This is a genomic window from Micromonospora sp. DT48 (assembly GCF_049844495.1).
Taxonomy (GTDB): domain Bacteria; phylum Actinomycetota; class Actinomycetes; order Mycobacteriales; family Micromonosporaceae; genus Micromonospora.
Genome location: NZ_JBNCLE010000004.1, coordinates 483262 through 493544, shown reverse-complemented (window position 1 = coordinate 493544; position 10283 = coordinate 483262). Strand labels below are relative to the sequence as shown.

At 69.9% G+C, this 10283-nt stretch carries 9 protein-coding genes and 1 tRNA gene; 5 read left to right on the top strand and 5 right to left on the bottom strand.

The window, feature by feature from the left end; genetic code table 11:
• Positions 1-80: 80 nt before the first annotated feature.
• On the bottom strand, positions 81-1454 hold the full coding sequence (locus ACLQ2S_RS03020; protein ID WP_155214764.1) for a diguanylate cyclase domain-containing protein: 1374 nt from the start codon (positions 1452-1454) through the stop codon (positions 81-83).
• Between the two features lie 232 nt (positions 1455-1686).
• On the opposite strand from ACLQ2S_RS03020, the gene ACLQ2S_RS03015 reads away from it, so the two are divergent.
• The 3 genes from ACLQ2S_RS03015 to ACLQ2S_RS03005 all read left to right on the top strand — a co-directional run bounded on the left by ACLQ2S_RS03015 (position 1687) and on the right by ACLQ2S_RS03005 (position 3877).
• A complete protein-coding gene (locus ACLQ2S_RS03015) occupies positions 1687-2466 on the top strand; it encodes a phosphodiesterase (RefSeq protein WP_155214336.1) in 780 nt (259 codons plus the stop codon).
• A gap of 367 nt (positions 2467-2833) precedes the next feature.
• Positions 2834-3292 (top strand): lamin tail domain-containing protein, encoded by a 459-nt coding sequence (locus tag ACLQ2S_RS03010; RefSeq protein ID WP_155214337.1) that lies wholly within the window; start codon positions 2834-2836, stop codon positions 3290-3292.
• A gap of 123 nt (positions 3293-3415) precedes the next feature.
• A complete protein-coding gene (locus tag ACLQ2S_RS03005; RefSeq protein WP_155214338.1) occupies positions 3416-3877 on the top strand; it encodes a hypothetical protein in 462 nt (153 codons plus the stop codon).
• Between the two features lie 263 nt (positions 3878-4140).
• Here ACLQ2S_RS03005 and ACLQ2S_RS03000 read toward each other — a convergent pair.
• Both ACLQ2S_RS03000 and ACLQ2S_RS02995 read right to left on the bottom strand, forming a co-directional pair.
• Positions 4141-4217 (bottom strand) — tRNA-Pro (locus ACLQ2S_RS03000).
• Positions 4218-4281: 64 nt separating this feature from the next.
• Positions 4282-5175 carry a metallophosphoesterase gene (locus ACLQ2S_RS02995; protein ID WP_155214339.1) on the bottom strand — a complete coding sequence of 298 codons (894 nt, stop codon included), beginning with the start codon at positions 5173-5175 and terminating at the stop codon, positions 4282-4284.
• A 25-nt stretch (positions 5176-5200) separates the two neighbouring features.
• Between ACLQ2S_RS02995 and ACLQ2S_RS02990 the strand changes: the two genes are divergently transcribed.
• The gene (locus ACLQ2S_RS02990) at positions 5201-5656 is read left to right on the top strand and encodes a GatB/YqeY domain-containing protein (RefSeq protein ID WP_425701046.1); all 456 of its coding nucleotides are present in this window, start codon (positions 5201-5203) and stop codon (positions 5654-5656) included.
• Positions 5657-5853: 197 nt separating this feature from the next.
• Here the strand turns inward: ACLQ2S_RS02990 and ACLQ2S_RS02985 are convergent, their stop codons facing one another.
• The gene (locus ACLQ2S_RS02985) at positions 5854-8322 is read right to left on the bottom strand and encodes a penicillin-binding protein (RefSeq protein ID WP_425701045.1); all 2469 of its coding nucleotides are present in this window, start codon (positions 8320-8322) and stop codon (positions 5854-5856) included.
• A 401-nt stretch (positions 8323-8723) separates the two neighbouring features.
• On the opposite strand from ACLQ2S_RS02985, the gene ACLQ2S_RS02980 reads away from it, so the two are divergent.
• A complete protein-coding gene (locus ACLQ2S_RS02980; protein WP_155214342.1) occupies positions 8724-9044 on the top strand; it encodes a WhiB family transcriptional regulator in 321 nt (106 codons plus the stop codon).
• Positions 9045-9084: 40 nt separating this feature from the next.
• Here the strand turns inward: ACLQ2S_RS02980 and ACLQ2S_RS02975 are convergent, their stop codons facing one another.
• Positions 9085-10236: an ArsA family ATPase gene (locus ACLQ2S_RS02975; RefSeq protein WP_155214343.1), complete on the bottom strand. Its 1152-nt coding sequence runs from the start codon at positions 10234-10236 to the stop codon at positions 9085-9087.
• Positions 10237-10283: the final 47 nt, after the last annotated feature.

Genomic DNA, 10283 nt, shown 5'->3' with positions numbered 1-10283 from the left:
CAAACGACAGGGGCAGTCAGTCATACCGAGCCGGGCGACCGAGCCGTCCCCGGCTGGGGACGATCAAAAAGGTAACGGGGTTAGGCGGCGGAGAGGTGGACGCCGTCGCGGCCTTGTCGCTTGACAGCGTAGAGGGCCTGGTCGGCGCGTTGGAGAGCCAGCTCGGGTGACTCGCCGGGGCGGGGCAGGGCCACGCCGACGCTGATCGTACGGCCCACCCGGCGGGCGGCCTCGGTGAGCCGCTCGGCGACGCGTACCGCCTCCTCGGGACGACTCACCTCGATCACCGCGACGAACTCGTCACCACCGATCCGGTACAACTCGTCGCCGTGGCGCAGCGCATCCTCCAGCGCCCGGGCGAGCCCGATCAGCACCTGGTCACCCGCCTGGTGCCCGTACGTGTCGTTGACGCTTTTGAAGTCGTCCACGTCGATCGCCAGCAGGGCGGTGCGGCCGGGGACCACGGTGGCGATGCGCTGCCCGAACGGGCCGGTGTGCCGTAGCCCGGTAAGCGGGTCGGAGCTGGCCTGCTCGCGTAGTCGGTCCAGGGTGCGCAACCGGTCCAGGCAGCTCCACGCCTGCCCGGCCAGCAGCTCCAGCAGGTTGACCGTGATCGGATCCGGCCGGAGCAGCCGCTCGTCGGCGACGAGCAGCACCCCGCCGCGTTCCGGCGGCCCGAACGGCACCGCCACCAGGGTGCGTACCCCGGCCCGGACCAGCGGCTGGTGCTCCTCGGTAGGCGGATGGCCGGCCTCGCCGAGGGTGTAACCGGCCCCGTAGCGATGTGCCCGGCCGATGATGCGTCCGAGTGCCGGGGTGTCCAACCCAACCAGCTCGGCACGCATCCGGGCTTCCAGATCGCCCGGGGCGGCCGTCGGGGCGCCGAGTCGTGGCCCGCCCCGGCCACCGAGCAGCAGGACGGCGGCGGAGAGCGTCGACACGTCCCGGGCCGCGGCGATCGCGGCGGTCATCAGGTCCCACTCGGTGGTCGCGGCGGTCATTGCCGACGCGTGCCGGAGCAGCTTCTCGCTGCGGCTCTCCGACGGGCCGCCGAGCGCCGAGATCCGGGCGCCGAGGCGGGCGGCGACACCTTCGGCGACCCGCCGCCACCAGTCGAGATCGGCCGACGCGGTCCATTGCAGGTCGAGCACGCCGATGGCCCGTCCGCCCGGGTTCAGGACCGGTACGCACACCTCGGCGACGACGTCGGGGCGTACCGGAATGTGATCGGGGTCGGCGGCCACGTCCGGGACGACGGCGGACCGTCCACTGGCATGGACCCGCCCGACGATCCCGGTGCCCGGGGCGACGGTGGCGAATACCTGCCAGGACCCGGTGGCGGCGACGCAGCGGAGCCGATCCTGGACGTGCAACAGGACGGCGATGGTGGCCGGGGTGTACCGGGCGAGGGCGTCGACGGCTGCGTCGCACACCTCGGCCACGGTCGACGCCATCGGCAGGCGGACCGTCACGTCACGGATGACTTCTTGCTGATCCACTCGTACGTCGTTCCAGGTCGGATCCGGTCCCGGTGGCGCCGGGTCGCGGATCAAGCGTACTCAGACGAAACGGAGCGCCGATTTCAGTCGTACACATGTGCTATCCACAGGGTGTGGACACGGCCTGTGGGGCCCCGGCGCGGCGCGGCGACGATAGCGTGGTGGCATCTGGTCGAGTGGAGGTCCGATGCTCATCGCCCACCTCAGCGACCCGCACCTGACCACCGGTGTCCTCGGTGCCGAGCCGGCCGCCGGGCTGCACCGGGCGCTCGGCCGGGTGCTGGCGCTGAACCCCAGGCCCGACTGTGTGGTAATCACCGGCGACCTGGCCGACCACGGCCGTCCCGACGAGTACGCCGTGCTGCGTGAGGTGCTCGGGCGGTACCCGCTGCCGGTGCACCTGGCCACCGGCAACCACGACGACCGGGAATCGCTGCTCGACGCCTTCGGCGGCACACCCTGGCTGGGTGGTGGCTTCTCCGCGCACTACCAGGTCGACCACCCCGGGGCGACCGTGGTGGTGCTCGACTCCCTCGTGCCCGGCGCGGACGGCGGACGGCTCGGCGAGGAACAGCTCGCCTGGCTGGACGGGGTGCTGGCCGCCCGGCCCGACGTGCCGGCCGTGGTCTGTCTGCACCACCCGCCGATCGAGGTCGGCGTCCCGGCTGCCGACGCGATCCGGCTCGCCGACGGTGCCGAGTTCGCCGAGGTGCTGCTTCGACACCCGCACGTGGTACGCGTCGCGGCGGGTCACCTGCACCGTCCGGTGAGCGCGACCTTCGCGGGCACGATGTTGTCGGTCGCCCCGAGCACCTGGCGGCAGGCGACGCTGACCATGAGCGGCGACGAGCGGATCGGCTGGGTGGACGAGCCGACCGCACTGCTGCTGCACGTGGTGTCCAGCGCGGGCTGCGTCACGCACACCGTGCAGGTGAGCCACACCGCCGGGATGACCTGCGGCTTCTGAGCGGCGCCGAACCCGTAGCGGCGGACGCCCGACGGGAGACCGAGGCGCGCCACCCGGCAGATGGTCCGAAGTGGACAGCTAACGCGCGGTCCGGGAACGCCGTTCGGGCGGCTGATCGTCGTCGTGCGTCGGGTCCGACCGGTCGTACCGGATGCCGCAGCGACACCGGTCGTACGCCCAACCGACGCCGGCCAGGTGCGCCGGAAACGCTGGCCGGGTCGCCCTGAGTCGCCGGTCGGCCCTAATCGGTGGCGGGGCGTGTTTGGGTGTTCGCCGTGCCGTGACGCGTCGTTAGCCTCGCTCCGTCACGCGTCGGCGTGACACTTCCGCGCCGACTTCCGGCGCCGTCCGTGGGGGTAACACGCGCATGACGAGAAGGCTCATCGGGTTCGTGGCCGCGTTCGCCGTGGTGGTGGGTGGATCGTTCACCGTCGCCGCCCCGGCGCAGGCCGCCACCCCGGCCATCGAGATCACCAAGGTCTACTACGACTCGCCGGGTGTCGACCGGCGTACCAACGCCAGCCTCAACGCCGAGTACGTGAAGCTGACCAACCGGCGGGCCCGCACCATCAACCTCAAGAACTGGACGCTGCGCGACAAGGCCAACCACGTCTACAAGTTCAGCGGCAACGTCAAGCTCGCCAAGGGCAAGAGCATCGTCATCCGTACCGGCTCGGGCAAGAACACCGCCAGTACCCGCTACTGGGGCTCGGGCAACTACATCTGGAACAACACCGGCGACACCGCGTACCTGCGTAACGCCAGCGGCAAGCAGATCGACAAGTGCTCCTGGAAGAAGAAGGGCAAGGGCTACACGAACTGCTGACCGACGGATGTGGCCCGGGACGACGTCTAGCGACGTAGATCACTATCGTGGTTCGCTGAACGTGCTGGTAGGTCGTCCCGGGCCGTCCGACTCGACAACCCAGCGGAACAGAGGGATGTCGTGTTGAGGCGTGGTCTTGCGGTGCTCGCGGTGGCTCTGTTGGTGAGTACGCCGGTGGTGACCGGCTGGCTCCTCGGTGACCTGACCGGGGAGGCCGCCCGACGGCTCGCGGCCGAGGGAGAACCGCTCGACTACGCGGTGGAACCGGTCAGTCTGGGCGCGGTCGGCGACCGGGTCCTGGTGATCGTGGCCACCGTGGTCATGGTGGTGTCGCTGGCCGTGTTGGTCCGCGCCACCATCACCCGCAAGCTTGATCCACGCTGGTGGTCAGTGCTGGTGCCGGTGATCCTCGCCGGTGCGTTGCTCGGCCTGGCCTGGCGGATCGTGACCGCCGGGGCGATCGGGGCGAACATCGGTGCCGGTCTGGTCGTCCTCCTCGGCGGCCCGGTGCTCCTGGTCCTCCTCGTCGTCGCCGCCGTCCAGGCGGTCCGGCTGAGCAGGGAGCATCGCCACCGGGTCGGCTAGCCCGGCGACCCGGCGCGCGGTCGGCCCGAGACGCCGCGCGTTTGGGCCCGAGCCACGGGCGAGCGGTGCCCGAGTCGCTGGACGGGTGCGCCTGGAGCCGCATGGATAGGTAGGCCCGGCACCGCCGTGCGGTTGGGCCGGTGATGGCCGTCGGCGCAGCCGGGGAGGAAGGGGGCCATCTCCGCGCAGGATCCAAACCTGCACCGCTCGGCCTCGGGTGGCACACGCACTGAGGGGCACATCCATTGGATGTGCCCCTCAACTGGTCGGGGTGGCCGGATTCGAACCGACGACCTCTTCGTCCCGAACGAAGCGCGCTACCAAGCTGCGCCACACCCCGAGGCGTGCCGACAAATAGTAGCCCACCCGTCCCGGGGCTCAAACTCGGTACCCGGGTCGGGCGGTCAGCGTGGGATCAGGGTGAGCACGCTGGCCTCCGGCGGGCAGGCGAATCGGACGGGAGCGGTCGGGTGGGTGCCGAGCCCGGCGGATACGTGTAGCCAGGAGTTCGACCCGGGCCAGCGGTGCAGCCCCTTCGCCATCGACCGGGGTAGTCCGCAGTTGGTCACCAGGGCGCCCACTCCCGGTACGCACACCTGGCCACCGTGGGTGTGCCCGGCGAGCAGCAGATCGAAGCCGTCGGCGGCCATCTCGTCGAGCAGTGCCGGCTCGGGGGAGTGGGTGAGCGCGATGGAGAGGTCGGCGGCGGAGGAGACCGGGCCGGAGACCGAGGCGTAGTCGTCGCGCTCGACGTGCGGATCGTCCACGCCGGCCATCTCGATCGAGCGACCGCCGGCCTTGACCGTCGTACGCCTGTTGTTCAGGTCGACCCAGCCGGCCCCGGTGAGCACCTCGCGCAGGTCCTCGGTGGGCAGCTCGACCCCCTCGGTGTACTCCCGGTCGGGCATGAAGTAGCTGAACGGGTTCTTCCAGACCGGCCCGGTGTAGTCGTTCGAGCCGAACACGAACGCGCCCGGGTAGTCGAGCAGCGGTTGCAGCGCCCGCAGCACCCCCGGCACCGCGTCCGGGTGCGCCATGTTGTCTCCGGTCACCACCACAAGATCGGGGTCGAGCGCGGCCAGCGAGGCGACCCAATGCTGCTTGCGTACCTGGTTGGGGGTCATGTGCAGGTCTGACAGGTGCAGCACGCGCAGCGGCTCGGTGCCGGTGGGCAGCACCGGGACGTCGAAGCGGCGGAGGGTGAACATGTTGCGCTCGACGAGGGAGGCGTACGCCAGGGCGGCGGCACCCGTCGCCACGGTCGCGGTCGCGAGCCGGAATAGTGTGCGCTTTCGCATGCCGATCAGGGTAGTTTGACCGTCCATGAGCACGCTGAAGGACCGCCTCACCGCCGACATGCGCGCCGCGCTGAAGGCCCGCGACGAGCTGACCACCTCCACCCTGCGGATGGCTCTGGCCGCTGTGGGCACCGCCGAGGTCTCCGGCAAGGCCAAGCGGGAACTCAGCGACGACGAGGTGGTGGCCGTGTTGACCAAGGAGGCCAAGAAGCGCCGCGAGGCGGCTGCCGCCTTCGCCGACGCGGGCCGTGCCGAGCAGGCCGCCAAGGAGTCCGCCGAGGGTGAGGTGCTGGAGCGCTACCTGCCGAAGCAGCTCTCCGACGCCGAGCTGACCGAGGTGGTCACGCAGGCGCTCGCTGCGGGCGGCTTCACCGGCAAGGCGCAGATGGGCCCGGCCATGAAGGCGGTCCAGGCCGCGGTGGCGGGCCAGGCCGAGGGGGGCCGGGTGGCCGCCGAGGTACGCCGCCAGCTGGGCCTCTGAATCGTCGCCGATAACCGCCGGGGTACGCCCTCCGCGCCGTGGGAGGTATCACCGCGGCGGCCTGGGTGAACGACGTGCTGGCGCTGGGCTGCCTGGCCGTCCTGCTGCTGACTTCGCTGGCCCGGTTGATCCGTACATAGAACGGGTGGGCACCCCCGACAAGGGGTACCCACCCGTTCACCGTCAACGAGGCCCGATCAGCCGCCGGGTCGATCCGGCGCGCGTCCGGGCGGGCTGGGCGGGTTGGGCGGTCCGCTGGACGGATCCGTGCCCGGCCGGCCGTTGCCGCCACCGTCGTTGTTGTCGGCCTTACCGGCGCTGACCATGATCGTCACGATGCCGCCCTTGATGGTGCGACCGCTGGGGCTGGTGCCGGCGGCGGTGCCGGCAGGGCAGTCCGAGGCGATCCGGCTGGTGGAGACGAGCGGTTGGAAGCCGGCACCGGAGATGCGGGACTTGGCCCGTTCGATCTCCAGGCAGGTGACGCCGGGGATGGTGCGCTGGTCACCCAGGGAGATCTTCTTGCCGGGCGGGTCGAAGTCGATCCCCTTCTTGCCCTTCATGGCGGCCTTCAACGTCTTCCACACCGGCGGGTTGATGCCGTCCGGACGGTTGTGCTTCATCTTGACGTTGGTCTGCGGCCAGTCCGGGTCGGCCAGGATGCCGGCCACCGCGTACTGCTTGGTCATCGCGACCAGCGAGGCGGTCTTCTCGGAGTCGGTGGTGCCGGACTTGCCGGCCACCGGCTTGCCGACGTTCCACTTCACCTCGGCCGCGGTGCGGCTGCCGCCACACTTGCTGGTGGAGGAGTTGTCACCGACCGGGCAGCGGGCCGCGTCCACCGCCGCGCGGGCCACCTCGGTGCTGAACCGCTTCTCGCAGCGCGGGTTGGCCACGTCCAGCTTGTTGCCGTCCAGGTCCCGGATCTCCTGCACCGGGATCGGTTCGCAGTACTTGCCGTCGGCAGCCAGGGTGGCGTACGAGTTGGCCAGCTCCAGCGGGGTGACCTGCGAGACGCCCAGCGTGAAGGCGCCCCACTGGTGGGCGGCCTCCTTGTTGTTGGCGTACTCCGCGTCCTTGCTCTGCCGGAACTGGATGCCGAGGCGCTTGGCCACGTCCACCACGTTCTCCGCGCCGACCTGCTGCTGCAACGGCACGAAGTACGTGTTGATCGAGGCGGAGAAGGCGCTCCACATGTTCTGCACGCCGCCGGGCTTCTTGCCGGAGTTGGTCGGGCAGTAGAAGTTGGTGCCCGGACAGGCGGCCGGGCTGCCTCTCTCGACGATGTACTCCGACTTGAACTGCTGCGGCGCGTTGAAGGTGTAGCTGAGCGGGATGCCCTTCTCCAGCGCGGCGACGATCGTGTACATCTTGAAGACGGAGCCGGCCTGGTAGCCGGTGATGCCGTCCCCGCCGGTCAGCAACGGGTTGACCGTGTTCGGGTAGTTGCCGAGCTTGCCCCGGTTGCGCTGCACCGGGTCGCTGTGCGGCTTGTTCTTGGGCTTGTCCGGGTTGTCGAGCTTGAAGTTCCGGTTGACCGACAGCGCCCGGACCCGGCCGGTGCCGGGCTCGACCACCGCGATCATCACGGCTTCCTTGGCGGTCACCGACTTGGCCTCGCGGACCGCTTTGTCGGCACCGTTCTGGGTCTGCTTGTCCAGGGTCGTGACGATGGTGTAGCCGCCGCTCTTGAGCCGCCGCTCCCGGTCGTACGAGGTCGAGCCGAACGTCTCCTGCGACATCCACCAGCGGTAGAAGTAGTCGCAGAAGAAGCCCCAGGCGTTCTTGTTGGTGGCGACGCAGCCGTTCGGGGCCCGCTTGCCCTTGACGACCAGCTTGACGGCCTTCGCCTCCTCGGCCTGCTGCTCGGTGATCGCCCCGATCTTGACCATGTTGTCGATGACGTAGTCGCGCCGGGCCACCGCGTGCGGGTAGCCGTCCTTGGTCGTGGGGTCGAACGAGGTGGGGGCCTTGACCAGGCCGGCCAGCATGGCCGCCTCTTCGATCTTCAGGTCCTTCGGGGGCTTGTTGAAGTAGACCTGGCTGGCGGCGTAGACGCCGTAGGCACCGTTGCCGAAGGCGGCGAGGTTGAGGTAGCGCTCCAGGATCTCGTCCTTCGACATCTCCTTGTCGAGTTGGAGCGCGTAGCGCATCTCGCGCAGCTTGCGGGCGCTGGTGTCCTCGGTCGCGGCGATTACGTCGGCCGGGTGGGTCGCCGAGTATGCGATGCCCATCCGGACGTACTGCATGGTCAGCGTCGAGGCGCCCTGCCGGTCGGCGCCGGCCTGGCTGTTGTTGACGAAGGCCCGGGCCACGCCGTTGAGATCGACCCCGTTGTGCTCGTAGAAGTCGTGGTCCTCGGCGGCGATGATCGCGTTGCGCATGTTCTCGGAGACGTCGGCGAGCTTCACGTCGCGCCGGTTCTCGTCGTACATGGTGGCCAGCGGGGTCTTGCCGTCCGAGGCGAGCAGATAACTGATCTGGGGCGCGCGCGCCACGGTGAGTTCCTTCGGCAGCGCGCCGAAGGTCTCCGCTCCGGCCTTAGCGGCCAGGCCCGACATCGCCACGGCGGGGAAGGCCGCGGCGGCAACCACCACACCGGCCAACAGCCCACAGATGAGTAGCGATGCGGCGTTGGTCAGGACGTTGTGGTCACGTTTCCGCATCCAGGTCACCTCGACAGGGTACGCGAACAGGTAACGAGGGGCGCTGGGGCGTCTTTTCCCCATTTCCTGCGCGCGCCGTCCTCGTTGTGCTAGACGCGTGGCACCGGGTGTCCGGTTGCGTGGATCCGAGCCGAGTTTCCTCCTCGCGGAGGTTGCTCGCAGCGTTTTCGCGGACCTCGGTGGGGTAAGCGGCGGTCCCGGGCCCGAGAAGCCGGGAGTGTCCGGAATGATGGATTTCGCCAACAACGTTGCGTAATCGTGCGACTACAGAGCATGATGTAGGCGGCGACAGCGCCACATGTCGTCTGTGCCGCCTTGGGGTAGGTGTGCCGGACGATCCGGGGGGATTGCCGGCTGGCCCGCGACGGCGTCGGTAGTACTGCAAGGGGGGACGTGTACAGATGGGCATGATCACTGACTGGCCGTCGTTGGCGGCGTGTCAGAACGGGGACCCGGACGCGTTGTTCGTACAGGGCGCCGAACAGAACGTGGCCAAGCGGATCTGCCGGAGCTGCCCAGTCCGGTACGAATGCCTGGCCGACGCGCTGGACAACCGGATCGAGTTCGGCGTGTGGGGTGGCATGACCGAACGGGAACGTCGCGCGCTGCTGCGCCGCCACCCCCAGGTCACCAGCTGGCGCAAGATGTTCGAGGCGGCGATGAAGAAGAACGCCAAGGACAAGGCGGGCAAGGACAAGATCCTGGCCGCCGCAGGCAACTGAGCAACCGGCACGCCTCAGCCGCCGTCGACCGCCTCGTCGGTCAGCAGCGGCTGATCGCCGCCGCGATCGTCCGCAGCCCGTCGACGTCATGCACGTCGGCGGGCTGGGCCGTCACCGACACGGTCGGCACCTGCGGAAACGCCTCGGTGAACCGCGCCGCCACCTGCTGCTCCCGTACCGCCTGCTCGGCCAGTGCGGCGTGCGCCCGCAGCACCTCGACGGTGCCCTCGTGGCCCCCGGCCGCCGCCAGCCGGTCAGCGGCAGCGCGGCTCTCCGCCGCGCCCAACTCGGTCACGGTCGGCTGGTGCACCCGGTTGAGCACCAGGCCGGCCAGCGGCATCTTCTCCGCGCCCAGCCGACCGGCGAAGTAGGCGGCCTCCCGGACCGCGTCCGGCTCCGGCGCCGCGACCAGCAGGAAGGCCGTCTCCCGCGCCTGCAGGATGCGGTACGTCTGCTCGGCGCGCTGCCGGAAGCCACCGAACATCGAGTCGAGTGCGGCGACGAAGCCGGACAGGTCGGTCAGCAACTGCGTGCCGATGACCTTCTGCACCACCCGGGAGAACATCCCGAAGGAGGCGGTGACCAGGCTGAACATGCTGCGTCCGCCGGTACGCGCCGGAGCGAGCAGCAGCCGCAGCATCCGCCCGTCGAGGAACCGCGACAACCGGGCCGGCGCGTCGAGGAAATCCAGCGCCGAGCGCGACGGAGGAGTATCCACCACGATCAGGTCCCACTCGCCCCGCGCGTGCAACTGGCCGAGCTTCTCCATCGCCATGTACTCCTGCGTGCCCGCGAAGGTGGAACTCATGGCCTGGTAAAAGGGGTTGGCGAAGATCTCCGCCGCCTTCGCCGGATCGGTGTGCGCCAGCACCACGTCGTCGAAGGTGCGCTTCATGTCGAGCATCATGGCGTGCAACTCGCCGCCGCTGTCCTCGACGTCGATCCCCTTGACCTGCCGGGGCGTGTTGTCCAGCTCGGTCAGCCCGAGGGACTGGGCCAGCCGCCGCGCCGGGTCGATGGTGAGCACCACCGTGCGTCGGCCGTGCCGCTCGGCGGCGCGCAGCGCCAGCGCCGCAGCCGTGGTCGTCTTGCCCACCCCGCCCGCACCACAGCAGACCACGATCCGTACTCCCGGGTCCGCCAGGATCCGGTCGACGTCCAGCGGCGGCGTGGCGTTGTCGAAAGGCACCAATCGAGCGTATAGGGCTGGCTGGCTCCGCGCGCCTGGCCAACCTCAGG

What these genes read in the sequence shown, in the direction of transcription:
- ACLQ2S_RS02995 (WP_155214339.1), bottom strand. Translation starts at nt 5,175, where the DNA reads ATGCGAAAGCGCACACTATTCCGGCTCGCGACCGCGACCGTGGCGACG.
- ACLQ2S_RS03010 (WP_155214337.1), top strand. Translation starts at nt 2,834, where the DNA reads ATGACGAGAAGGCTCATCGGGTTCGTGGCCGCGTTCGCCGTGGTGGTG.
- ACLQ2S_RS03015 (WP_155214336.1), top strand. Translation starts at nt 1,687, where the DNA reads ATGCTCATCGCCCACCTCAGCGACCCGCACCTGACCACCGGTGTCCTC.
- ACLQ2S_RS02990 (WP_425701046.1), top strand. Translation starts at nt 5,201, where the DNA reads ATGAGCACGCTGAAGGACCGCCTCACCGCCGACATGCGCGCCGCGCTG.
- ACLQ2S_RS02985 (WP_425701045.1), bottom strand. Translation starts at nt 8,322, where the DNA reads ATGCGGAAACGTGACCACAACGTCCTGACCAACGCCGCATCGCTACTC.
- ACLQ2S_RS02980 (WP_155214342.1), top strand. Translation starts at nt 8,724, where the DNA reads ATGGGCATGATCACTGACTGGCCGTCGTTGGCGGCGTGTCAGAACGGG.
- ACLQ2S_RS03020 (WP_155214764.1), bottom strand. Translation starts at nt 1,454, where the DNA reads ATGGCGTCGACCGTGGCCGAGGTGTGCGACGCAGCCGTCGACGCCCTC.